Genomic DNA, 21,838 nt, shown 5'->3' with positions numbered 1-21,838 from the left:
CGGTGACGCCGTGAGCCATTAGGAGTGCGCCGAAACGATTAGGTTCGACGCAGCCGGGTTCAAGGCAGGACTTGCTTGAACGGCTTGATCACCACATCGGCATAGACGCCTGCTGCAACGTAAGGGTCTGCCTTGGCCCAGGCCTCGGCGTCGGCCAGGGAGGCAAACTCGGCCACGATCAGGCTGCCGGTGAAGCCGGCGTCGCCCGGGTCATTGCTGTCGACCGCCGGGTGCGGGCCGGCCAGTACGATGCGGCCTTCGGCTTGCAGCTGTTTAAGGCGCTCGACGTGGGCCGGGCGTACGCTCAAGCGTTTTTCCAGGGAGTTGGCAATATCGGTGGCAATGATGGCGTAGAGCATGTCAGTCCTCGGTTTTCGGCGTGGTAGACGCGGTGTCATGCAGGTGGCGCGACAGGTAGATGCCCTGGCCGATCAGGAACAATACGGTCATGCCCAGGCTGCCGAACACTTTGAAGTCGACCCAGTAGTCCTGGAACGTGAAGGCCACGAACAGGTTGGCGGCACCGCAGAACAGGAAAAACACGATCCAGGCCACGTTCAGGCGCACCCACACCGGCTCCGGCAAGGTCAGCGCATGGCCCATGATTCGCTTGATCAGCAGGCGGTCACCAATGAAGTGGCTGCCGATGAACACCAGGGCGAACAGCCAGTTCACCACCGGGGCTTTCCATTTAAGGAAGGTTTCGCTGTGGAAGGCCAGGGTCAGGCCACCGAATACCAGGCAGGCGATAAGGGTCAGCCATTGGCTTTTTTCCAACTTGCGCTGGGAGATGAAGATGGCGCCGTACACTACGATGGAGCTGATGATCAGTACGGCAGTGGCACTGTAGATGCCTCCGAACGATAGCTCGTGGCCGGCGATTTCGATGACCCTGGGGTCGAGTTTGGTAACGATGAAAAACAGCAACAGCGGGATGAAGTCGATGAATTGTTTCACAGTAAGAGCCAGAAGCTGGATGTGACGGCATAATAACAAACATCCTTGGTTGCGATAGCGCCAGCTGACTTGAGGTTACACACTCCCGTGAATGTTGATTTGCACTGCCACAGCACGGCCTCCGACGGCGCCCTGGCGCCCGCGGTATTGGTTGCGCGTGCGTTTGAAAAAGGCGTGCGAGTTTTGGCATTGACCGACCACGACACCCTCGAAGGCCTCGATGAAGCCCGCCAGGCCGCGCATTCCCTGGGCATGCAGCTGGTCAACGGCGTGGAATTGTCCTGCACCTGGGGCGGCGCCACCATCCATGTGCTGGGCTACGGTTTTGATCAAAAGGCCCCGCCCTTGGTGGCGGCGATTGCCCAATTGCACGATGGCCGCTGGCTGCGGTCCGAAGAAATAAGCCGCAAGCTAAGCCTTAAAGGTATGCCTGGCGCCCTCGACGGCGCCCGCGCCATCCAGCAGGAGCTGGGCGACAGCGGCAACGCACCGGCCCGTCCGCATTTTGCCGACTGGATGGTGCGCGAAGGCTATGTCAAGGATCGCGCCGAGGCCTTTCGCAAATGGCTGGGCGCCGGCAAGTTGGGCGATGTGAAGCTGCATTGGCCGACCCTGGAAGACACCGTCCAGACCCTGCGGGCCTCCGGGGCCTGGGTCAGCTTGGCGCATCCCTGGCATTACGATTTCACCCGCAGCAAGCGCCGCAAGCTGATCAGCGACTATATTGGTGCGGGTGGCCACGCCATCGAGGTGGTCAACGGGCATCAACCGGCAGAACAGGTCGGCAGCCTGGCGATCCTTGCCCGCGAATTTGGTCTGCTGGTCAGTGCCGGCAGTGATTTTCATGGCCCAGGCGGCTGGTCCGAGATTGGCGAGTATCGTCAGGTCCCGGAAGATCTGCCGCTGTTGTGGGGGCGATTCAAGCATGACCCCATTATTGCCACCGTCTGAACAGGTAGAGCACGTGAGTCAATTCTTCCAGATTCATCCGGAAAACCCTCAGGCGCGCCTGATCAAGCAGGCCGTAGAGATCATCCGCGCCGGTGGCGTGGTGATCTACCCGACTGATTCGTCCTACGCCATTGGCTGCCAGATCGGCGACAAGGGCGCGGTCGAGCGGGTAAGACGCTTGCGCCAGCTGGACGACAAGCACAACTTTGCGCTGATCTGCAGCGACTTGTCCCAGCTCGGCCTGTTCGCCAAGGTCGACACCGGTACCTTCCGCCTGCTCAAAGCCCACACGCCGGGGCCTTACACGTTCATTCTCAACGCCACTCGCGAAGTGCCGCGCCTGTTATTGCACCCGAAAAAACGCACCATCGGCCTGCGCGTGCCGGAACACCCGATTGCCCTGGCGCTGCTGGCCGAGTTGGGCGAACCGCTGATGAGCGTGTCGTTGATCCTGCCCGGCGAAACCGAGCCGTTGTACGACCCTTACGAAATGCGCCGTTTGCTGGAAAAGCACGTCGACCTGATCATCGACGGCGGCTACGGCGGCAACAAGGCCTCCACGGTGATCAACCTGGCCGATGGCGAACCAGAAGTGGTGCGTGTGGGTTGTGGCGACCCGGCTCCGTTCATGGTCGAGGCCTGAATGTCAGCCGTGGAAGCCGCTGATCCCCAGGCTGGCGCCCAGCAAGAACTGCCGTTTGCCATGGTGTATGGCCAGGCGGTCATGGAAATGCCCCTGGACCTGTACATCCCGCCGGACGCCCTGGAGGTGTTCCTTGAAGCCTTCGAAGGCCCCCTGGACTTGCTGCTGTACCTGATCCGCAAGCAGAACATCAATATCCTCGATATTCCGGTGGCAGAAATCACCCGCCAGTACATGGGCTATGTCGAGCTGATGCAGTCGGTGCGCCTGGAATTGGCCGCCGAGTACCTGGTGATGGCCGCCATGCTCGCCGAGATCAAGTCGCGCATGCTGTTGCCGCGCTCGGAGACGGTAGAAGCCGAAGAGGATGACCCGCGCGCCGAGCTGATCCGCCGCCTGCAGGAGTACGAACGCTTCAAGGCCGCCGCCGAAGGCATCGACGGTCTGAGCCGTGTGGGCCGTGATGTGGTGGTGCCCAAGCTCGACGCTCCCGAGGCGCGCGCGCGCAAGTTGCTGCCGGACGTGAGTCTGGAAGAATTGCTGATGTCCATGGCCGAAGTACTGCGCCGTGGCGATATGTTCGAGAGCCACCAGGTCAGCCGTGAAGCGCTGTCCACCCGCGAGCGCATGAGCGATGTGCTGGAACGTCTCAAGGGCGGTGGTTTTGTGCCCTTTGTCGAGTTGTTCACCGCCGAGGAAGGGCGCCTGGGCGTGGTGGTGACCTTTATGGCGATCCTTGAGCTGGTCAAGGAATCCTTGGTCGAGCTGGTGCAGAATGAGCCTTTTGCGGCTATCCACGTGCGGGCGCGAGCCGAATAACGAGCTGAATCGATGAATCTGACTGAACCCCGCGAACTGGCCCCTTTGCTGGAGGCCTTTCTCCTCGCCTCGGGCAAACCGCAATCTTTGGAGCGCCTGTTCGAACTCTTTGAAGAAGCCGAACGCCCGGAGCCGCCGGTGTTCAAGAAAGCCTTGGAGATCCTGCGCAAGTCCTGTGAGGGCCGTGCCTTTGAGTTGCGCGAAGTGGCGTCGGGTTATCGCCTGCAGATCCGTGAGAAGTTTTCACCGTGGGTCGGGCGTTTGTGGGAAGAGCGCCCGCAGCGCTACTCGAGGGCGATGCTGGAGACCATGGCGCTGATCGCCTATCGCCAGCCCATCACTCGGGGCGAGATCGAAGACGTGCGTGGTGTGGCGGTCAATAGCCATATCGTCAAGACCCTGCTGGAGCGCGAGTGGATTCGCATCGTTGGCTACCGTGACGTGCCCGGCAAACCGGCGATGTTCGCCACCACCAAGGTGTTCCTCGATCATTTCAACCTGAAGAACCTCGACGACCTGCCGCCGCTGGCCGAACTGCGCGAAATGGAGGCCGAGCCAGTGCTCGATTTCGACGACGCGCCGGTGCCGCAAAGCCTGCAGGAACTGGCCGATGCCAGCGCCGAGCCGGAGGAGCCCAAGGACGAAACCAGTTTCCATACGTTGTTGCTGGAGCTGGACGACATGGAGCAGGGGATCAAGACCGACTTCGACGATTTGCTGCGTGATGGTGCGGCGGAGCCAGAAACCCAGGTGAACGTTGAATCCGAGCCTGAGGTCGAAGCCCAAGACGATGTGCTTGGCGTGGCCCAGGCCCGGGAAAAGCTCCTGGCCGCCGTCGCCGCCCTCGAACAGCCGCCCCTGAGTGACGAAGAAGACGAAGCCCGGGCGCTGGCCGAGGCCATCGAAAACGAGCGCCGCCAGCTCGAAGACTGACCGGCTCTGACGTTCACCGCGCAACCCATGTGGGAGCTGGCTTGCCTGCGATGCAGACACCTCGGTCTCTCAGATGCAAGGAGGTGATGCCATCGCAGGCAAGCCAGCTCCCACAGAGGATCGACCATGAGTGCCCTGAAAGACCCGTGCATCAGCATCTGCAAATTCAGCGACGACATCTGCGTCGGCTGTGGCCGCAGCAAGCGTGAAATCCGTGCCTGGAAGAAACTCGATAAAGCCGACAAGCGCACGGTATTGGCCGAAGCCCAGCTGCGTTTGCTGGCTCTGGGCGCCACCGGTCGGCGGAAAAGCAAATGACTTGGGCGTTATCGGCTAGTCTGTGATGCGCAACACGCGCCATGCGCGTATGATTCGCGACCCCTTGCCGACCTATTCGGCCTAGGCCCCGCTTTCAATACCCCTCAGGCCACGCCTGAATCGACCCACCGGGAGGTGCTTACGATGAATGACCAAGACCAGAAAGACCAGGAAATCGGCCCAGCAGGCGAAAAGCTGCAAAAAGTGCTGGCGCGTATCGGCGTGGGCTCGCGCCGCGACGTCGAAGCCTGGATCACCCAGAAGCGCATCAAGGTCAACGGCGTCGAGGCTACCCTCGGCCAGCGCGTCGACCTGCACGATGCAATCACCATTGATGGCAAGGTCATCAAGCGTGAAGAGGCCGCCGAATCGGTGCGCCGCGTGATCATGTACAACAAGCCCGACGGCGAGATCTGCACCCGTGACGACCCGGAAGGCCGTCCGACCGTGTTCGACAAGATGCCCAAGCCTAAAGAAGGCCGCTGGATCAACATCGGCCGCCTGGACATCAACACCACCGGCTTGCTGATGTTCACCACTGACGGTGAGTTGGCCAACCGCCTGATGCACCCGTCCTACGAGATGGACCGTGAATACGCCGTGCGTGTACGTGGTGAAGTCGATGACGAGATGATCGAACGCCTCAAGGCGGGCGTGGTGCTTGAAGACGGCCCGGCCAAGTTCACCGACATCAAGCAGGCGCCGGGTGGCGAAGGTTTCAACCACTGGTACCACTGCGTGGTGATGGAAGGCCGTAACCGTGAAGTGCGTCGTCTGTGGGAGTCCCAGGGCCTGGTGGTCAGCCGCCTCAAGCGCGTGCGTTTCGGTCCGGTGTTCCTGAACTCCGACCTGCCGATGGGCCGCTGGCGCGAAATGAGCCAGTACGAGGTCGATATCCTCAGCGCCGAAGTGGGCCTGACGCCGGTTGCCATGCCGCAGATGAACGCCAAGAGCAAAGACAAGCTTGAGCGTATGCAGCGCAAATCGTCGCGCCCAGTGCCACGTACCGAACGTGTTGCCCGCACCCTGCGCCCTGCGCTGGATGCACCGGCCACCGGCGGTCGTATCTCGCGTCAGCCGCACATTGAAGGTGAACGCCGCCCCACCACGCCATCGCGTCAGGAAGGCGAGCGTGCGCCACGTACGCCGCGTCCTGCTCCGGCGGGTGGTCGTAGCAACCGTGGTGAAGCGGATCGCCCGGCCGACAACGCCAGCACCAAGCGTCCAGCCAAGCCAGCGGCGAACAAGCGCCTTGGCCCGAAACTGGTCGCGGACGAGCCTTCGGGCAAGCGCCGTGGCGCACCGGCCGGTTCCGGCCAGCGTCCTGGTTTTGGTCGCAAGAAGCCGCAGTGATACGTTAAGCGCCGCATAAAAACGCCAACCCTAGGGTTGGCGTTTTTTTTTGCGATCTACATTTGAAATGCAATCAACTGTGGGAGCCAGGCTTGCCCGCGATAGCGGTGGGTCAGTGAGTAAAAAGGTGACTGACACACCGCTATCGCAGGCAAGCCAGCTCCCACCGGGATCTCTACACGTCTATGATTTTTTAAAAGGCAAAGGCGCCATCAAACACCGGCTTGTCATCCAGCGCCAGCACCCCACTGGCAAAGATCAGGTCCAGGTGATGACTGCCTTTCTGCCCGCCACCCAAGCCCAAGTGCAACCCGCAGTGACGCTCTTCAAACCCGGCATTGCGCGCATACAGGTCCTTGACCCCTTCATTGGTGCCAATCCCCAACTCCTCCACACGACGGTTGGACGGGTTGGCATTCAGGTACTTGTTGAAGTCATCTGCCAGCCCTGGCACTTCGCTGGCCACGCTGCAAACGGTGGAGTTCTCGATCCATAGCTCCAGCGGCAATTGCAGCACGCCGTATTTGCGTGCAAAGGGGATGGTACTGAGGAAGGTGCCGACAAACCGCACCTGGCCGTTGATGGCTTCGCTGTGGGTGGCGATTTCGCCGGGCGCCAGGTCGTGGTTGCCGACGCCGTTGATATTGGTCCACTTCTTGATGCTGCTCATCGGCGCTTCCAGGCGCGAACCGTGTTTGTCGGTAAAGCTCAGCACGTTGGCCTGGGCCATGCGCCGGATCAGTGTGGCGTTGAGGTCGGCGATGCGTTGGGGCTCGACGCTGAAGGTGTCGTAGAAATAGTCGCCGTAATCCTTGAACAGCAGGGATTTTTTCCAGTGCTCGGCCATCACGCCTTGCAGGGCACGGATAAAGTCCGGGCCTTCGGCGCGTGGGTTGGGCAGCGTGGAGGAATCATAGAGAAACAGGTACAGGTCGCAGCTTTGAATGGCCTGGGACAGGGTGTCGCTGGGCGCCAGGTCCAGGCGTTGCAGTTGAAAGTTGAAGCGGGCGGCGCTGCCGTGGGTAATCGCCTGGGCGATGGCGTCATAGCGCTCGGTGTGGCCCAGCAACACGGTGGGGCGGTTCAGGCCGTTGAGGGCGGGGTGGTGTGCCAGGTAGTAGAGAAAATGTTCGACGGCGCGGGCCTTGTCCATGACGGGTGTCCTTCTGTGCCTTGGGTAAGGGGGCAGGCGCCGTGCACAGCGCCTGCCGGATGCCTGCCGGGTATTAGAAAGGCCACATCGCGGTGCCAAAAGGCACAACGGCATCGGCTTGCATCATTTCAACGGCGGCCTCATGGGTCGGCGCTTCAAACCAATCGTCGAGTTGCAGTTCGGTTTCCAGGTCGTTTTCCAGTGCTTGCATGGTGTATCTCCTAGAGGACGTTGTTTGAGAACGGCTTGCCCACGGGCTTCGCGGGCAAGTGCAAAGAACCTAGAAGAGAGTGTTTCGAAATGCAAAAAATTTATTGACACGGTTTCATTTGGATTTTTTCTTCTGTTTTTCAGCAGATTTTTTTATTCAGGCAAAACAGTGAATTGGCTGAAGCGATTCTTCAGGCATTGCTTACCGACAGAATTCCGTTGAGGGTTGCCAAAGTCTGGCTGTAACGCGGATTTTCCGGGGTGTAACGATAGATTTACGCAACTGCCCTGGCTTTGTTGGGGGGCGCGCCGATGTAAGCATTAGCTGACAGAATCGCCCGTGCACTTTCCCGGTGCGTGCCGAAGCTGTCGAGCGGTGTACAATGCGCCGCGTTTTACTGTGACCCCCCTTGCGTACCCACGCAAAAGGCCAAGACCTCAGGGTTTGATCCCCCTGATCACTCCGCCTGGCCACGAGCCGGACGGGTTCGATTTCGTCACAGATAAAAACAAACAGGTGACGCATGACCATTAGAAAGACGCTGTACTCCTGGTGCCTGCGCTGGGGTTTGAGCGGCGCTGCTTGAGTCGGTAATTCAAGGCAGCAACCTGCATTCAACTCTTCAAACCTTGCGTGAGACCCTTTTCATGAGTGGACCCCATTCTTCTTCAGGCGAGCTGAAACGCGGCCTGAAAAACCGGCATATCCAGTTGATCGCCCTCGGTGGCGCCATCGGCACCGGCCTGTTCCTGGGCTCGGCCGGGGTGCTCAAATCCGCCGGCCCTTCGATGATCCTGGGCTATGCCATCTGCGGCTTTATCGCCTTCATGATCATGCGCCAGCTTGGCGAAATGATTGTCGAGGAGCCGGTCGCCGGCTCCTTCAGCCACTTTGCCCACAAGTACTGGGGCGGTTTCGCCGGCTTCCTCTCGGGCTGGAACTGCTGGATTCTGTACATTCTGATGGGTATGTCGGAGTTGACGGCCGTCGGCAAGTACGTGCACTACTGGTGGCCGGAGATCCCGACCTGGGTCTCTGCTGCGGCGTTTTTCGTGCTGATCAACGCGATTAACCTGGCCAACGTCAAAGTCTTCGGTGAAGCCGAGTTCTGGTTCGCCATCATCAAGGTGGTGGCGATCGTCGGCATGATTGCCCTGGGCAGCTACCTGCTGGTCAGCGGCAGCGGCGGCCCGCAAGCCTCGGTCAGCAACCTGTGGGAGCATGGTGGTTTCTTCCCCCATGGCGTCGGCGGTTTGGTGATGGCCATGGCGATCATCATGTTCTCCTTCGGCGGCTTGGAAATGCTCGGTTTTACCGCCGCTGAAGCCGATCAACCACGCACCGTGATCCCCAAGGCGATCAATCAGGTGATCTACCGCATCCTGATTTTCTACATCGGTGCCCTGGTGGTGCTGCTGTCGCTCACCCCGTGGGACAGCCTGCTGGCGACCCTCAACGCCTCCGGCGATGCCTACAGCGGCAGCCCGTTCGTGCAGGTGTTCTCGATGCTGGGCAGTAACACCGCCGCGCATATCCTCAACTTTGTGGTGCTGACGGCCGCGCTGTCGGTGTACAACAGCGGCACCTACTGCAACAGCCGCATGCTCTTGGGTATGGCCGAGCAGGGCGACGCGCCCAAGGCCCTGGCGAAAATCGACAAGCGCGGCGTGCCGGTGCGTTCGATCCTGGCCTCGGCGGCGATCACTCTGGTGGCGGTGCTGATGAACTACCTGATGCCCCATGACGCGCTGGAACTGCTGATGTCGCTGGTGGTGGCCACGTTGGTGATCAACTGGGCGATGATCAGCTTCTCCCACTTCAAGTTCCGCCAGCACATGAACCGCATTGGCCAGGTGCCGCTGTTCAAGGCGTTGTGGTACCCGTATGGCAACATCATCTGCGTGGCCTTTGTGGTGTTTATTCTGGGCACCATGCTGATGATTCCGGGCATTGACCGCTCGGTGTACGCGATCCCGGTGTGGGTGGCGTTCATGGGCGTTTGTTACTGGGTCAAGAACAAGCGGGCGCAGCAGTCCATGGATATGGCGGTCCCCGCGGTGAAGTAAGCGTCAATGTTGTTAAGCAGACCCGGCCTTGTGCCGGGTTTGTTGTTTGAGGGGATGGCCAAGGTGCATTCGCGTATCCTAGGGCTTCTTCCGGAGGACCGTGTTACATGCTGGTGATTTCCAACAACGTACAGCTGCCCGATGCCGAGATTGAGCTGACCGCCATTCGCGCCCAGGGTGCCGGTGGGCAGAACGTCAATAAAGTGTCGAGTGCGGTGCACCTGCGGTTTGATATTCCGGCGTCTTCGTTGCCGGAGTTCTACAAGGAACGCTTGCTGGCACTGCGTGACAGCCGGATCACCAGCGAAGGCGTGCTGGTGCTCAAGGCCCAGCAATATCGCACCCAGGAGCAGAACCGCGCCGATGCGCTGGAGCGCCTGGTGGAGTTGATCCAGAGCGCCACCAAGGTCGAGAAAAAACGCCGTCCGACCAAGCCTACCCTGGGCTCGAAGAAACGCCGCCTGGAGTCCAAGACCAAGCGCGGCAGCATCAAGGCCGGGCGCGGCAAGGTCGACTTCTAGGCGTCGCGTGTTTCGCGGGCCTTGGGCGCCTGGCGGTACAGGTAGACGCTCAGCAGCAAACCGGCGAAAGCGGCGAGGGCGGCGAACAGGAAGATCGAGGCAAAGCCAAACCCGGCCGCCACGGCGCCCGCCAGCGGCCCGGTGATGCCCAGGGACAAGTCGATAAACAGCGAATAGGCGCCCACCGCCGAGCCACGGCTGGAGGCCGGCACCAGGTTGACGGCCTCCACTCCCAACGCCGGGAACACCAGGGAAAAACCGAAACCGCTCAACGCCGCACCCGCCAACGCCAGTTGGGCATCCGGCGCCAGCCACAGCAACAGCAGGCCCAGTACTTCCACCGACAGGCAGGCGATTGCGACGCGAAAACCACCAATGCGGTTGATCAAATTGCCAAACAGCAAGCGCGCGCCGATAAAACTGGCACCGAACAGGCTCAAGGCCCACACCGCGTTATCCCAGTGCTGGGTGCTGTAATACAACGTGATAAAGGTGGCGATGGTGCCAAAGCCGATAGAGCCCAATGCCAGCGCGCAACCATGGGGGAGCACGCGGCCCAGTACATTCATGAACGGCAAACGGATGCCGGGCACAATCGGCGCGGCTTGTTTTTTCCAGGCCAACACCACACCCAGTACGGCCAACAGAATGATGCTGACGCCCATGCTCCACAGCCCCAACTGGCTGACCAGCAGCACCCCCAACGGCGCGCCGACCGCCAGCGCGCCGTAGCTGGCGATGCCGTTCCAGGAAATAACCTTGGCCGTGTTCGCGGCGCCGACACGGCCAATGCCCCAGCCAATCGCCCCCGAACCCACCAGGCTTTCAGCGCTGCCCAGCACTAGCCGACCGACCAGCAGGCAGCCGAGGCTCAGAGCCGGCAGGCTGGAAAACCACGCCGCAAACAACATGAACACGCCACTCAAGCCGCAGCCCACCAGGCCGATCACCACGGCGCGCTTGCTGCCCAGGTTGTCGATGATCTTGCCGGCATAGGGGCGGCTCAGCAGGGTTGCCAGGTATTGCACGCTGATCACCAGCCCGGCAATGACGGCGCCATAGCCCAGCTGGCTATGGACATAGCCCGGCAATACGGCCAGGGGGATGCCGATATTCAAATAGCCGATGAAGGTAAACAGCACGATGGAAACAACTTGCAGCGTGACCGCCATGGGGCGCTGGGTATCTGGCATGGGAGAGATCCACTGTCGCAGCAGGTAAAGATAGGCTGCTAATGATACCGGCGCGCAGGCCGGGCAGGGCGGCAAAAATGTAAAACGTCAGCTCTAAAGCCGATCAAGCTTGGGTGGGGGCCAGCAATTGAGTGGTCACCAGGGCAGCCAAAGCGTTTTCCTGGGTGCCAAAGCGCTTGAGCAGTGCTGCTTGCTTGTCGGCACTGAGGCGGTTCCAGACTTCGACCATCTGCAAGGCAGCGTCGAGTACAGCGGCGTCCGGCGTGTCGGAAGGGGAGGTGGTCATAGTGAAGGTCTCGGATGATTCAGGCAGTGTGGAAAGCGCTCAAAGGCGCGCTTTCCACACGGTCTGGTACGGCGTCAGTCCCGGCTTTCGCGCTCGACTGGTTTTGCTTCTTTGGCCTCAGGCTGCTTGTCGCTGGCCTGCTGCGGTGTTGGCTGCTCAGTTGGGTGCAGGCTTGGGAAGGGGAGATTAGGTATCTCGTGCATCGTGGTCGCTCCTCGCAAGGTCTGTTTTTTCAATCGCAGGTGATTCCGCGCTCTCAAAAAGCCTTGGCAGGATACAGCACCGTAAATGACAACAAGACTTTTATCTCGACGTATGCACAATTTTTAATGGTTCAGACGCAAGTGACATGAGGTCACACCTCTAGAACGGCACCTTGCCCAGAATCATGTCGCGGTACATCACAAAATCTCCCAGCAAGCTGTAGAACGGGTGTTGAAAGGTGGCGGGACGGTTCTTTTCGAAGAAGAAGTGACCAATCCAGGCAAAGCTGTAGCCCGCGAGCGGCAAGGCCAGCAGCAGGACCCATGAACCTCTGCCGATGGCGTACGCAAGAATGCCGATCACCAGGGTGGTGCCGATAAAGTGCAGGCGTCGGCAGGTGCTGTTGCCATGCTCGGCCAAGTAGTACGGGTAGAACTCGGCAAAACTGTTGTATTTCTTGATGTTTTCCACGGTCACCGGCCCTCTGGTTGTTGTGCCGCCAACGGGTGTGCGGCGGGGAGCTTATTTGAGTCTAGAGTGATCAGTGGTAACAGCCAGTGACAATAGATGCCACTTTAGTATCCTTGGCTTCCTGGCTGCCGTTTGAGCCTGCTTTCAACAAGAAGACGCCATGAGCGAACGAACAACTTCTGCAAGCTGGGCGATGGGCATCGTCAAGGCGCTGGAAATGGATGGCCTGGATTGCCGTGCCTTGTTCAAGCAACTGGGCCTGGATTATGCGGCCCTCAGTGATCCCGATGCGCGCTTCCCGCAAGACGCCATGACCCGCCTGTGGCAACGCGCGGTAGAGGTGTCGGGTAACCCGGCGATTGGCCTGAACATGGGCAAGGTGGTGCGCCCGGCCTCGTTTCACGTTGCCGGTTATGCGTTGATGTCCAGCAACACCCTGGCCGAAGGCTTTATGCGATTGGTGCGCTACCAGCGCATCATCGCCGAAAGCGCTGATTTGAGTTTTCGACTGTTACCCGAAGGCTATGCGTTGATTCTGACGGTGCATGGCGATCACCTGCCGCCCACCCGTCAAAGCGCCGAAGCCTCGCTGGCCAGCGCCCTGGCCCTGTGTGGCTGGCTCACCGGGCGCACCCTGCAGCCCCGCAAAGTGCTGCTGCAAGGCGAGCAGCCAGCGGACCTGGCGCCCTACCAACAGGCCTTTCATGCGCCTTTGCAATTCAATGCACCCTATGACGCGCTGATTTTCGAGCAGGCTGACATGGAGGCGCCGCTGCCCACGGCCAACGAAGCCATGGCGCTGTTGCATGATCGCTTTGCCGGTGAATACCTGGCACGTTTTTCCGAAAGCCGGGTGACCCATAAGGCGCGTCAGGTGCTGTGCCGCCTGTTGCCTCAGGGCGAGCCCAAGCGCGAAGCGGTGGCCCAGACGCTGCACCTGTCCCAGCGCACCTTGCAGCGGCGTTTGCAGGAGGAGGGCACCAGTTTCCAGGCCTTGCTTGATGACACCCGGCGCGAACTGGCCGAGCAGTACCTGGCACAACCCAATATGACCTTGCTGGAAATCGCCTACCTGCTGGGGTTTGCCGACCCGAGCAACTTTTTCCGCGCGTTTCGCCGCTGGTTCGATGCCACGCCCGGCGAATACCGGGCGCGCTTGCAGCAAATGTCGTCGGTCAGTGACGCCAGAACGCCGGAATGCACAACACAAACACGGTGATGATCTCCAGGCGCCCCAGCAACATGCCCAGGGACAGGATCCACTTGGCGGCATCCGGCAGGGTGGCGAAGTTGCCGGCCGGGCCGATGGTTTCGCCCAGGCCGGGGCCGACGCCGGAAACGGTACTGGCGGCGCCGGTCAATGCGGTCATCCAGTCCACGCCCAGCAGTGACAGCGCCAGGGCGATCATGCAGATGGTGATGGCGAAGAAAAACGAAAAAGTCAGAATCGAGCGCACGATCTCCTCATCGAGGCGATGGCCGTTGTACTTCTGCTTGATCACCGCGCGGGGATGGATCAACTGATTCAAGTTGGCTTTGAGCAGGATGTAGGCCACCTGGAAACGGAAGATCTTGATACCGCCTGCGGTGGAGCCTGAGCAGCCGCCGATAAAGCCCAGGTAGAAGAACAGCATCAGTGAGAAGTTGCCCCACAAGCTGTAGTCCCCCAGTGCAAAGCCGGTGGTGGTCACCACAGACGTCACGTTCAGCGCCACATGGCGCAAGGCATCGAGCCAATGCAGGTTGGTGGTCCACCAGTACCAGGTGCCGAGTACCAGCCAGGTCACCAGCAACAGGCCGAGCAAGCCTTGCACTTGCTGGTCCTTGATCAGCGCCCGACGGTTGCCGCGCAAGGTGGCCACGTACAGGGCGAACGGCAAGCTGCCAAGGATCATTACCACCACCGCGACCCAGTGCACCGCCGGTTGTTTCCAATGGGCCAGGGACTCGTCCGAGGTGGAAAACCCACCGGTGGAGATCGCCGACATTGCATGGTTGATCGCATCGAACACGCCCATCCCGGCCCACCAGAAGGCCAGGCTGCCGAAGATGGTGATGCCCACATAGGCGGCCACGATCAAGCGCGCCACCATGTGTGAGCGAGGCATGACCTTTTCAGAGCGGTCCGAGGATTCGGTCTGGAACAGGCGCATGCCACCAATGCGCAGCAGCGGGAGGATCGCCACCGCCATGCCGATAAAGCCGATACCGCCAAGCCAGTGCAGCAACGAACGCCACATCAAAATGCCCGGCGACATGCTGTCCAGGCCGCTCAACACGGTGGAACCGGTGGCGGTGATGCCGGACATGCTTTCAAAGAACGAGTCGGTGTAGCTGATGTGCTGGGTCAGCAAAAAGGGCAGGGCGGCGAAGATGCACACCACCACCCAACTGCTGACCGTCAGCAGGTACATGTCCCTGGGGCGCAGGTGCACGTGCTCGGGGCGGCCAGGAATGACCAACGCCAACCCGGCGATAAAGGTGATCAGGCTGGCCCACAGGAACGAGGGCAGGTCGCTGGTGCGTTCGAAGATCACCAGGGTCGCCATCGGGATTACCATGGCGACCGCAAGGGTGATCAGGAAGATGCCGATGATGAAACCGATGATGCGCAGGGTCGGCAACGCCATGAAGTTCGCTCGGGTGATTGGGCAGAGGCGCCATTCTACCTGCGGTGCAGGTCTTGTAAACCGAGGGCTGCGGGTTGATGGAGAACCCCTGTGGGAGCTGGCCTGCCAGCCGGCGTATATTCACCTGACGCCCCGCAATCCAATGTGGGAGCTGGCTTGCCTGCGATGGCGGTGTGTCAGTTACAGATTAGTCGACTGAACCACCGCCATCGCAGGCAAGCCAGCGCCTACAGGGATAGACGCGGCAGTTATTGCGCGCATGAAAAAGGCGACCCGCAGGTCGCCTCTTTTAACTGTGCTTGATCAGAACTCGTGATCAGCGCTGTCCGGGTTCAGGTCACTGATACCCAGCTTGCCAGCAGCGGCTTCGATCGAACCGGTCTGCTTGACCAGGGCGGCAATCGAGTCACGCACGATCTGGTTGCCCTTTTCATTGTCAGCGGCGATCAACTGGTCGTAGTGCTCGCCGTTGTTGGCGTGGTCAACCATCACCTGGATCTTCGCTTCGGTGGCTGTCAGGTCAGCCTTGAGGGCTGCGTCGGCTGCCGGGTCGAGCTTGGCCACCAGAGACGACAGGCTGGCGCCGGTCAGCTTGGTGCCGTCAACACGGGTGTATTCGCCCAGGTAGACGTTACGGATGCCCTTGGCGTCGTAGAAATGCGAGTAATGGGTGTTGTCGCTGAAGCAGTCCTGCTCGTCTTCCGGCGAGTTGGCTTCCAGGGACACTTTCATGCGCTCCCCGGCAAGCTCGCCCAGGGACAGGCTGCCCATGCCGAACAGCATTTTACGCAAGCCGTCGGTGCCCGGTTCCGACTCCAGGGTGGCGCGGTAGTTGTCTTCGACGTTGGGCTTCCAGTTGTCGACCATTTCCTGCAGGTCGCTGACCAGCAGTTGGGTGACAGCACGCAGGTAAGTGCGGCGACGCTCATTGTGACCGCCGGTTGCACCGTCACCGGTCATGTAGTCCGACGCCGGGCGGTTGCCCGCGCCTGGGCCGGTGCCGTTGAGGTCCTGGCCCCACAGCAGGAATTCGATGGCGTGGTAGCCGGTGGCGACGTTCGCTTCGGAACCGCCCAGCTCATTGAGGCTGGCGAGTTTTTCCGGGGTGATCTCCTTGACGTCGACCTTGTCTTCGCCCACCTGAATCTCGTTGTTGGCGATGATATTGGCGTTGGCACCTGGGTTGCCCAGCGCGTGCTCGTAGGACTTGTCGACGTAGTCGATCAGGCCTTCATCCAGGGGCCAGGCGTTCACTTGGCCTTCCCAGTCGTCGATGATGGTGTTGCCGAAGCGGAATACTTCGCTCTGCAGGTAGGGTACGCGTGCGGCGATCCAGGCGGTACGGGCCGCTTTCAGGGTTTCGTCGTTCGGGTTGGCGAGGAAAGTATCGATTGCGGTCTGCAGGGTTTTTGCGGTGGATTCGGCATCGCTGTACACCGCAAACACCATGTCTGCGTAGTGCGCGACCACGGCCTTGGCGGCTGCTTCGTCGACCTGGCCTGCCGGGGCAGCCGCCGGTGCGGTAGTGCTGGCGGCAGCGGGTGCCTGGGGCGCGGCGGCCTTGTCTTTACCTTCGCCGCAACCGGCGAGAGAAATGGCAATGGCCAGCAGACTGGCGGTGGCCAGGGGCATACGAATCATGGCGAACATCCTGCTTCGGTTGTTGAAAGGGCGCGCGGGGAGCGCAAACGCTGCGACATAATGCGAAAGATTTGCATTTTGTGTAAAGGCTTATACGCGGGAAATATTGAGTATCGAAGTGTAAATTCAAAGACTCACGGCGTTATTACGTTCGGACTGCTTCAGATAAGCCGTCAACTCCCGGGCCTGCAGCGGTTTGCTGTAGTGATAACCCTGCCCTTCATGGCACCCCTCGGAGATGATGTAGGCCTCCTGTTCGGCGGTCTCCACCCCTTCGGCAATCACCTGCATGCCCAGGCTTTTACCCAATTGGATAATGGCGCGCACGATGGTTGCGTCATCGTCGTCGTCCTGCAGGTCCTGGACGAAGCTCTTGTCGATCTTGATCTTGTCCAGTGGAAGGCTTTTGAGGTAACTCAGGGAGGAATAGCCGGTGCCGAAGTCATCAATGGCGATCAGCGCCCCGGAGCGACGCAGGCTCAGCAGATGCTGAGCGGCGGTGCTAATGTCTTCCATCAGGCCGGTCTCGGTGACTTCCAGCTCCAGGCTGCGTGGCGGTAGGCGATAGATCTGCATCAGGTTGTTGACCACCCTCGGCAACTCGGTGTGGTGCAGTTGCACCGTGGACAGGTTGACGGCCATGCGCAGCGCCGTGAAACCCTGGTCATGCCATTCGCGCAATTGCCGGCACGCTTGGTCCAGCACCCATTCGCCAATGGGAATGATGGTGCCGTTCTGTTCCGCCAGCGGGATAAACAAGTCCGGCGGTACCAGCCCATGTTCCGGGTGTTGCCAGCGCAGCAGGGCCTCCACGCCGACCACCTGATGGTCGCGATAGCTGATTTGCGGTTGGTACACCAGGTGCAACTGCTCGCGGCTCAGCGCATCGCGCAGGTCTTTCTCCAGTTCACGGCGCCGGCGCATTTCGCTGTCGACGCTGGCGATATAAAACTGATAGCGGTTGCGCGAGCGGCTCTTGGCCAGGGTCATGGTCTGCTCGGCTTTTTGCAGCAACTTCTCGGTGCTGTCGCCATCTTCCGGAAACAGCGTGATGCCGATGGTGGCGCGCAGGCGGATCAGGTCGTGGTCGAGGGCGAATTCAGCCTCCAGGTCATCGAGGATGCTTTGTGCCAGTTCGGCGGCCTCGTAGGGCTGGTCGATATCGGCTTGCACCAGGGCGAACTGGTCGCCGCCCAGGCGGGCGAGCGTGCCCAGGCGGCCACTATGGGCGCGCAGGCGGTCGGCCAGGGCCAGCAAGAGTTTGTCGCCGGCCTGGTAGGTGAATTGCTCGTTGACGCTCTTGAAGTCATCCAGCCCCACGCATAACACCGCGACACGGCGTTGCCGGCGGCCAGCGTCCGTTAGGATCTTGTCCAGCTGCGCCTGCAACTTCTGGCGGTTCGGCAGGCCGGTCAGGAAGTCGTACTGGGCCATGCGCAACAGGCTGGACTCGGCCTCGTGCCGCAGGTGGGTATTGCGCTCAATGGATTCGAGCAATTGGTTGGCGGTGTTTATCCACTGCCCCAGTTCGTTGCGTTCATGACCCTTGAGCTGAGGGATCTTGTGCTCGCTGGGGCGGTCCGGGTTGATCGAGGTCAGGTGTTGGAGCATCCGCGACAGCGGTTTGGTCAGCATCCAGTGATACACCAGGTACAGCACCAGCCCCATGACCAGGGCGCGCAATACGCCCGAGATAAAGATGATGACCGAGCTGACCAGGAAACTTCGGCCATAGGTGGCGGTGTCGAGGGTGATGCTCAGGTCGCCGTAATATTCGCTGTAGGGGCCCTTGCCGACTAACGCGGTAGTAAAGGATCGTTCCTGGCCAAGAATCAGGTCGGTCAGCCAGCGGCTGGGGGACCGCTGTAAAGGGCGGCTTTTTTCCGCCAACATGGTCTCGTTGGGATGGCCGATAGAGGCCATGCGCACAGCATCGTCCTGGAACAGACCTTCGATCACCTGCATGCCCATCTCGCGATCCAGGCTGTACACGGCCTGGGTCGAGGGGTCGCGAAACATGTCGAGGATGCGCTGGGCATCGCCCGCCACGGCCTGGCGTGTCTTGTAGGCATCAAAAACGATCTGCGCCACGCTCAGCGCCACACCCACGATCAAGGCCGACAGCAGCACAACCCGTAGCAACTTCACCGACAAGCTGTTCTTGAGTTCCAGCTTCAAAGGGGCATTCCTTGTCTCATGCGGGTGGCCGTCAATATGCCATGAGTATTGGCAATCTGGGGAGGGCAGTCAAAGGGACATTACTGTGGGAAGGGGGGTGGCGCTTTGCAGCGACGGTGGGCAGGAAAACGGCGGATGGAATCCGCCGTGAATGTTGCCTTGCGGGGGCAAGTGGTTGTTTGATTAAAAATTAATCTGTGGTGGGGCAGATGACTGTGGATCCGCGCCCAGTTGGCCGCCTTGGGCTCCGTCCGTGACACGGTCCATCACGTCCTTGAGTAGATCCATTCCCATCTCGGCCGCTTTTCCTGCAATGGGCAGTGCCACCGAGGCGGCGGCGCCGGCGGCGGCCATCATCGAAACTGGTTCCATAGTTGACTCTCCTGCGTTGGACGAGAGGTGTATTCCTCTCTTCGACTACGTGGCCGGTTCGTCTCAATGAGTTCCATTTTTTCGGCCGATCCACACTCGTCGCCCAAAAAAAAGCCCGGCAATCGCCGGGCTTTTCCTACTGCAAGCATCGCTTAGGCAGTGAAGGCCTTGCCTTCGAACTGCTCAGCCACGAACTTCCAGTTGACCAGGTTCCAGAACGCTTCCACATACTTTGGACGCACGTTGCGGTAGTCGATGTAGTAGGCGTGTTCCCACACGTCGCAGGTCAGCAGCGGGGTGTCGCCGTTGGTCAGCGGGTTGCCGGCGCCGATGGTGCTGGCCAGGGCCAGGGAACCGTCAGCCTTTTTCACCAGCCAGCCCCAACCGGAACCGAAGGTGCCAACCGAAGTCTTGGTGAACTCTTCTTTGAACTTGTCGAACGAACCGAACGCAGCGTTGATGGCTTCAGCCAGCGCGCCAGTTGGTTGACCACCGGCGTTTGGCGCCAGGCAGTTCCAGTAGAAGGTGTGGTTCCAGACCTGAGCGGCGTTGTTGAAGATACCGCCCGAGGAAGACTTGACGATCTCTTCCAGGGTCTTGCCTTCGAACTCGGTGCCAGGCACCAGGTTGTTCAGGTTCACGACATAGGTGTTGTGGTGCTTGTCGTGGTGGTACTCCAAGGTTTCCTTGGAGATGTGCGGCTGCAGGGCATCGTGTGCGTAGGGCAGCGGCGGCAATTCGAAAGCCATGATGATTCTCCTAATCAGGTCAGTTGCGGTGAGCGCAAGGCCGATCACGGGCGGCCAAACATGCGCCGGGGAGTTTGTACTCTTTGCGGCGCAGGGGTCCGATCATAGCACCGGGGGTGCGGCATAACCACGCAACAACTGTGTGGGATAGAGGTTCCAGAGCGTTTTGGAATATTGCTCAGGCGCTGATCAGTTGATAGGCCACCCAGAACATCATTACCGCGACCAGCAGGTCCAGCAGGCGCCAGGTGGCCGGGCGTGCCAACCAGGGTGCCAGCCATGCCGCGCCCAGCGCCAGGGTGGAGAACCACAGGAACGAGGCACTGGCTGCTCCGGCTACATAAGCACCCGGTTCGGTTTGTTGCGCGCCCAGGGAGCCGATCAGCAGGACGGTGTCCAGGTAGACATGGGGGTTGAGCAAGGTGACCGCCAAGGCGCTCAGCAGCACGGCGCGCATTGAGCGTGTCTTGAGGCTGTCGCTTTGGTCCAGGCTCTGTTTCGAGCAGGCCCTGCGTAGCGCGCATGCGCCGTACCAGAGCAAGAACGCTGCGCCGCCCCAGCGTGCCACCGCCAGCAGTATCGGGCTTTGCGCCAGCACGGTGGCCAGCCCGAATACCCCGGCGGCTACTAAAATCGCATCGCACACGATGCACAGCGCCGCCACCGGTAAATGATGTTCGCGGCGCAGGCTTTGTGCCAATACAAAGGCATTTTGGGTGCCGATCGCCATGATCAGGCCGAGAGCGACCAGCAATCCGTTCACATAGCTTTGCCACATAGGGTTTACTCCGCGTTCGCTGCCAATTGCCGCAATACGTCCATGGCCCGCTGGGCATCGGCGCGGCCGACGAACAGGTGGTCGTGGTAGTAGCCGGCAATCACGTTGCAACTGATACCGGCTTGGCCCAGCGCGCTGGCGAAGGCGGCGGTCAGGCCCACGGCTTCAAGGGCGGAATGCACATTCAGGGTGATCCAGGCGGCAAGATAGTCGAAGCTCAACCCAGCCTGTTCGGCCTGTTGTCGTTCGACAATCACCGTCAGCCCTTCCTGTTCACGAAAACTGCCGATGACCTCGCAGCCCGCAGGGATACGGTTGTCGGGAAGGGTGCAGAACACATAGTCGCCGTCATTCAACTGCGGGCTCATGCTGCGCAATAAAGTGGTCAGGGCGGTTTCGCCAGCCATGTGAGGTTTCCTTAAGTGGGGAAGCAATGCTGGTCATTTTCACGGGAGAGCCTGTATAAGAAAAACCAATATTGCTGATCGCTCATTAGAGAAACTGATGTTCGACTATAAATTGCTTTCTGCCCTGGCGGCGGTGGTGGAACAAGCCGGCTTTGAGCGCGGTGCCCAGGTGCTGGGGCTGTCGCAGTCAGCCATCTCTCAACGCATCAAGCTATTGGAAGCGCGCATTGGCCAGCCGGTGTTGATACGCGCCTCGCCGCCGACGCCCACCGATATCGGCCGGCGCTTGCTCAACCATGTGCAACAGGTGCGCTTGCTGGAGCGTGACCTGCAAAGCCAGGTGCCGGCCCTGGACGAGGAGGGCATGCCCGAGCGTCTGCGCATTGCCCTGAATGCCGACAGCCTCGCCACTTGGTGGGCCGAGGCGGTCAGCGACTTCTGCGCCGAACAGCATTTGCTGCTGGACCTGGTGGTCGAAGACCAGACCGTGGGCCTCAAGCGCATGCGCGCCGGTGAAGTGGCGGCCTGCATTTGCGCCAGCGAGCGTCCCGTGGCCGGTGCCCGCAGCCTGTTGCTGGGCGCCATGCGTTATCGGGCCCTGGCCAGCCCGGCCTTTCTGGCGCGGCATTTTCCTGGGGGCGTGCGGGCTGACCAATTGGCGCGCACGCCTGCGCTGGTGTTCGGCCCGAATGATTTCCTGCAGCACCGCTACCTGGCGTCCCTAGGAGTGGACGGTGGTTTCGAACACCATCTATGCCCGTCATCCGAAGGCTTTATCCGCCTGACAGAAGCCGGCCTGGGCTGGGGCCTGGTGCCTGAATTGCAAGTGCGTGACCAGTTGGAAACCGGCGTGCTGGTCGAGTTATTGCCAGATAAGCCCATCGATGTGCCGCTGTACTGGCATCATTGGCGCAGTGGCGGGCAACTGTTGGGCTTGCTGACCGACCATCTGGCCGATGTGTGTGGTCATTGGTTGGTGCCGTTGGAGTGATGGCGCGCGTCAA

Annotated in this window: 25 protein-coding genes; 11 read left to right on the top strand and 14 right to left on the bottom strand. The window is 60.6% G+C overall.

All coding sequences use genetic code 11. From position 1 onward, the window contains the following. Positions 1-59 precede the first annotated feature (59 nt). Entirely contained in the window at positions 60-359 is a 300-nt protein-coding gene (locus tag JMV15_RS19585) for a YciI family protein (protein ID WP_014719686.1), read from the bottom strand. 1 nt (position 360) lies between these two features. Then, on the bottom strand, positions 361-957 hold the full coding sequence (locus JMV15_RS19580) for a septation protein A (RefSeq protein WP_014719685.1): 597 nt from the start codon (positions 955-957) through the stop codon (positions 361-363). 87 nt (positions 958-1,044) lie between these two features. Here JMV15_RS19580 and JMV15_RS19575 point away from each other — a divergent pair, with 87 nt between their 5' ends. The 6 genes from JMV15_RS19575 to rluB all read left to right on the top strand — a co-directional run bounded on the left by JMV15_RS19575 (position 1,045) and on the right by rluB (position 5,974). Then, positions 1,045-1,908 carry a PHP domain-containing protein gene (locus tag JMV15_RS19575; protein WP_003193798.1) on the top strand — a complete coding sequence of 288 codons (864 nt, stop codon included), beginning with the start codon at positions 1,045-1,047 and terminating at the stop codon, positions 1,906-1,908. Positions 1,909-1,921: 13 nt separating this feature from the next. After that, positions 1,922-2,551 carry an L-threonylcarbamoyladenylate synthase gene (locus JMV15_RS19570; RefSeq protein ID WP_003193796.1) on the top strand — a complete coding sequence of 210 codons (630 nt, stop codon included), beginning with the start codon at positions 1,922-1,924 and terminating at the stop codon, positions 2,549-2,551. A 120-nt stretch (positions 2,552-2,671) separates the two neighbouring features. Next, the gene (locus JMV15_RS19565) at positions 2,672-3,370 is read left to right on the top strand and encodes a segregation and condensation protein A (RefSeq protein ID WP_164365898.1); all 699 of its coding nucleotides are present in this window, start codon (positions 2,672-2,674) and stop codon (positions 3,368-3,370) included. Between the two features lie 12 nt (positions 3,371-3,382). Continuing rightward, the gene (scpB, locus tag JMV15_RS19560; protein WP_014719683.1) at positions 3,383-4,303 is read left to right on the top strand and encodes an SMC-Scp complex subunit ScpB; all 921 of its coding nucleotides are present in this window, start codon (positions 3,383-3,385) and stop codon (positions 4,301-4,303) included. 126 nt (positions 4,304-4,429) lie between these two features. After that, positions 4,430-4,621, top strand: coding sequence for a DUF1289 domain-containing protein (locus tag JMV15_RS19555; protein WP_014719682.1), 192 nt, complete (start codon positions 4,430-4,432; stop codon positions 4,619-4,621). A gap of 144 nt (positions 4,622-4,765) precedes the next feature. Next, complete coding sequence (gene rluB / locus JMV15_RS19550; RefSeq protein WP_201491874.1) at positions 4,766-5,974, top strand: 23S rRNA pseudouridine(2605) synthase RluB; 1,209 nt, start codon at positions 4,766-4,768, stop codon at positions 5,972-5,974. Between the two features lie 193 nt (positions 5,975-6,167). Here the strand turns inward: rluB and JMV15_RS19545 are convergent, their stop codons facing one another. Together JMV15_RS19545 and JMV15_RS19540 are read right to left on the bottom strand one after the other, a co-directional pair. After that, entirely contained in the window at positions 6,168-7,127 is a 960-nt protein-coding gene (locus tag JMV15_RS19545; RefSeq protein WP_014719680.1) for a M29 family metallopeptidase, read from the bottom strand. A 73-nt stretch (positions 7,128-7,200) separates the two neighbouring features. After that, a complete protein-coding gene (locus JMV15_RS19540) occupies positions 7,201-7,338 on the bottom strand; it encodes a hypothetical protein (protein WP_003175756.1) in 138 nt (45 codons plus the stop codon). A gap of 647 nt (positions 7,339-7,985) precedes the next feature. On the opposite strand from JMV15_RS19540, the gene JMV15_RS19535 reads away from it, so the two are divergent. Then, positions 7,986-9,404: an amino acid permease gene (locus tag JMV15_RS19535; protein ID WP_201491873.1), complete on the top strand. Its 1,419-nt coding sequence runs from the start codon at positions 7,986-7,988 to the stop codon at positions 9,402-9,404. Positions 9,405-9,511: 107 nt separating this feature from the next. Beyond that, entirely contained in the window at positions 9,512-9,925 is a 414-nt protein-coding gene (arfB, locus tag JMV15_RS19530) for an alternative ribosome rescue aminoacyl-tRNA hydrolase ArfB (protein ID WP_003193787.1), read from the top strand. On the opposite strand, the gene JMV15_RS19525 is transcribed toward arfB, so the two are convergent. Together JMV15_RS19525 and JMV15_RS19520 are read right to left on the bottom strand one after the other, a co-directional pair. Continuing rightward, a complete protein-coding gene (locus tag JMV15_RS19525) occupies positions 9,922-11,118 on the bottom strand; it encodes an MFS transporter (RefSeq protein WP_014719678.1) in 1,197 nt (398 codons plus the stop codon). The two genes, arfB and JMV15_RS19525, sit on opposite strands and share 4 nt — an antisense overlap. 103 nt (positions 11,119-11,221) lie before the next feature. Next, entirely contained in the window at positions 11,222-11,404 is a 183-nt protein-coding gene (locus JMV15_RS19520; protein ID WP_014719677.1) for a hypothetical protein, read from the bottom strand. Positions 11,405-11,418: 14 nt separating this feature from the next. Between JMV15_RS19520 and JMV15_RS19515 the strand changes: the two genes are divergently transcribed. Beyond that, complete coding sequence (locus JMV15_RS19515) at positions 11,419-11,757, top strand: hypothetical protein (RefSeq protein ID WP_201491872.1); 339 nt, start codon at positions 11,419-11,421, stop codon at positions 11,755-11,757. 10 nt (positions 11,758-11,767) lie between these two features. On the opposite strand, the gene JMV15_RS19510 is transcribed toward JMV15_RS19515, so the two are convergent. After that, complete coding sequence (locus JMV15_RS19510) at positions 11,768-12,079, bottom strand: DUF962 domain-containing protein (RefSeq protein WP_014719676.1); 312 nt, start codon at positions 12,077-12,079, stop codon at positions 11,768-11,770. A 160-nt stretch (positions 12,080-12,239) separates the two neighbouring features. On the opposite strand from JMV15_RS19510, the gene JMV15_RS19505 reads away from it, so the two are divergent. Continuing rightward, positions 12,240-13,298 carry an AraC family transcriptional regulator gene (locus JMV15_RS19505; RefSeq protein WP_073845677.1) on the top strand — a complete coding sequence of 353 codons (1,059 nt, stop codon included), beginning with the start codon at positions 12,240-12,242 and terminating at the stop codon, positions 13,296-13,298. Here JMV15_RS19505 and JMV15_RS19500 read toward each other — a convergent pair. From JMV15_RS19500 to JMV15_RS19470, 7 genes are all read right to left on the bottom strand, one after another. After that, the gene (locus JMV15_RS19500) at positions 13,255-14,709 is read right to left on the bottom strand and encodes a TrkH family potassium uptake protein (protein ID WP_003193780.1); all 1,455 of its coding nucleotides are present in this window, start codon (positions 14,707-14,709) and stop codon (positions 13,255-13,257) included. The genes JMV15_RS19505 and JMV15_RS19500 overlap by 44 nt on opposite strands. Before the next feature lie 303 nt (positions 14,710-15,012). Beyond that, positions 15,013-16,350: an imelysin family protein gene (locus JMV15_RS19495; RefSeq protein ID WP_201491871.1), complete on the bottom strand. Its 1,338-nt coding sequence runs from the start codon at positions 16,348-16,350 to the stop codon at positions 15,013-15,015. Positions 16,351-16,476: 126 nt separating this feature from the next. Further along, positions 16,477-18,528 carry a putative bifunctional diguanylate cyclase/phosphodiesterase gene (locus JMV15_RS19490; RefSeq protein WP_201491870.1) on the bottom strand — a complete coding sequence of 684 codons (2,052 nt, stop codon included), beginning with the start codon at positions 18,526-18,528 and terminating at the stop codon, positions 16,477-16,479. 183 nt (positions 18,529-18,711) lie between these two features. Next, a complete protein-coding gene (locus JMV15_RS19485; RefSeq protein ID WP_019819367.1) occupies positions 18,712-18,900 on the bottom strand; it encodes a hypothetical protein in 189 nt (62 codons plus the stop codon). Between the two features lie 152 nt (positions 18,901-19,052). After that, positions 19,053-19,649: a superoxide dismutase gene (locus tag JMV15_RS19480; RefSeq protein WP_014719672.1), complete on the bottom strand. Its 597-nt coding sequence runs from the start codon at positions 19,647-19,649 to the stop codon at positions 19,053-19,055. A 178-nt stretch (positions 19,650-19,827) separates the two neighbouring features. Then, positions 19,828-20,427, bottom strand: a complete 600-nt coding sequence (locus JMV15_RS19475; RefSeq protein ID WP_014719671.1) for a LysE/ArgO family amino acid transporter — start codon at positions 20,425-20,427, stop codon at positions 19,828-19,830. Positions 20,428-20,432: 5 nt separating this feature from the next. Next, the gene (locus JMV15_RS19470) at positions 20,433-20,834 is read right to left on the bottom strand and encodes an ACT domain-containing protein (protein WP_014719670.1); all 402 of its coding nucleotides are present in this window, start codon (positions 20,832-20,834) and stop codon (positions 20,433-20,435) included. 97 nt (positions 20,835-20,931) lie between these two features. Between JMV15_RS19470 and JMV15_RS19465 the strand changes: the two genes are divergently transcribed. Further along, positions 20,932-21,825, top strand: coding sequence for a LysR family transcriptional regulator ArgP (locus tag JMV15_RS19465; protein WP_201491869.1), 894 nt, complete (start codon positions 20,932-20,934; stop codon positions 21,823-21,825). Positions 21,826-21,838: the final 13 nt, after the last annotated feature.

This window comes from Pseudomonas paracarnis (assembly GCF_904063055.1).
Lineage (GTDB): Bacteria > Pseudomonadota > Gammaproteobacteria > Pseudomonadales > Pseudomonadaceae > Aquipseudomonas > Aquipseudomonas paracarnis.
This window is presented reverse-complemented; position numbering and strand designations above follow the sequence as displayed.

Excerpts from the sequence above, each read along its gene's own strand:
- JMV15_RS19585 (WP_014719686.1), bottom strand. The coding sequence starts at position 359 with ATGCTCTACGCCATCATTGCCACCGATATTGCCAACTCCCTGGAAAAA.
- scpB (WP_014719683.1), top strand. The coding sequence starts at position 3,383 with ATGAATCTGACTGAACCCCGCGAACTGGCCCCTTTGCTGGAGGCCTTT.
- JMV15_RS19555 (WP_014719682.1), top strand. The coding sequence starts at position 4,430 with ATGAGTGCCCTGAAAGACCCGTGCATCAGCATCTGCAAATTCAGCGAC.
- rluB (WP_201491874.1), top strand. The coding sequence starts at position 4,766 with ATGAATGACCAAGACCAGAAAGACCAGGAAATCGGCCCAGCAGGCGAA.
- JMV15_RS19545 (WP_014719680.1), bottom strand. The coding sequence starts at position 7,127 with ATGGACAAGGCCCGCGCCGTCGAACATTTTCTCTACTACCTGGCACAC.
- JMV15_RS19540 (WP_003175756.1), bottom strand. The coding sequence starts at position 7,338 with ATGCAAGCACTGGAAAACGACCTGGAAACCGAACTGCAACTCGACGAT.
- JMV15_RS19535 (WP_201491873.1), top strand. The coding sequence starts at position 7,986 with ATGAGTGGACCCCATTCTTCTTCAGGCGAGCTGAAACGCGGCCTGAAA.
- arfB (WP_003193787.1), top strand. The coding sequence starts at position 9,512 with ATGCTGGTGATTTCCAACAACGTACAGCTGCCCGATGCCGAGATTGAG.
- JMV15_RS19525 (WP_014719678.1), bottom strand. The coding sequence starts at position 11,118 with ATGCCAGATACCCAGCGCCCCATGGCGGTCACGCTGCAAGTTGTTTCC.
- JMV15_RS19520 (WP_014719677.1), bottom strand. The coding sequence starts at position 11,404 with ATGACCACCTCCCCTTCCGACACGCCGGACGCCGCTGTACTCGACGCT.
- JMV15_RS19515 (WP_201491872.1), top strand. The coding sequence starts at position 11,419 with ATGATTCAGGCAGTGTGGAAAGCGCTCAAAGGCGCGCTTTCCACACGG.
- JMV15_RS19505 (WP_073845677.1), top strand. The coding sequence starts at position 12,240 with ATGAGCGAACGAACAACTTCTGCAAGCTGGGCGATGGGCATCGTCAAG.
- JMV15_RS19500 (WP_003193780.1), bottom strand. The coding sequence starts at position 14,709 with ATGGCGTTGCCGACCCTGCGCATCATCGGTTTCATCATCGGCATCTTC.
- JMV15_RS19495 (WP_201491871.1), bottom strand. The coding sequence starts at position 16,350 with ATGATTCGTATGCCCCTGGCCACCGCCAGTCTGCTGGCCATTGCCATT.
- JMV15_RS19485 (WP_019819367.1), bottom strand. The coding sequence starts at position 18,900 with ATGGAACCAGTTTCGATGATGGCCGCCGCCGGCGCCGCCGCCTCGGTG.
- JMV15_RS19480 (WP_014719672.1), bottom strand. The coding sequence starts at position 19,649 with ATGGCTTTCGAATTGCCGCCGCTGCCCTACGCACACGATGCCCTGCAG.
- JMV15_RS19475 (WP_014719671.1), bottom strand. The coding sequence starts at position 20,427 with ATGTGGCAAAGCTATGTGAACGGATTGCTGGTCGCTCTCGGCCTGATC.
- JMV15_RS19470 (WP_014719670.1), bottom strand. The coding sequence starts at position 20,834 with ATGGCTGGCGAAACCGCCCTGACCACTTTATTGCGCAGCATGAGCCCG.
- JMV15_RS19465 (WP_201491869.1), top strand. The coding sequence starts at position 20,932 with ATGTTCGACTATAAATTGCTTTCTGCCCTGGCGGCGGTGGTGGAACAA.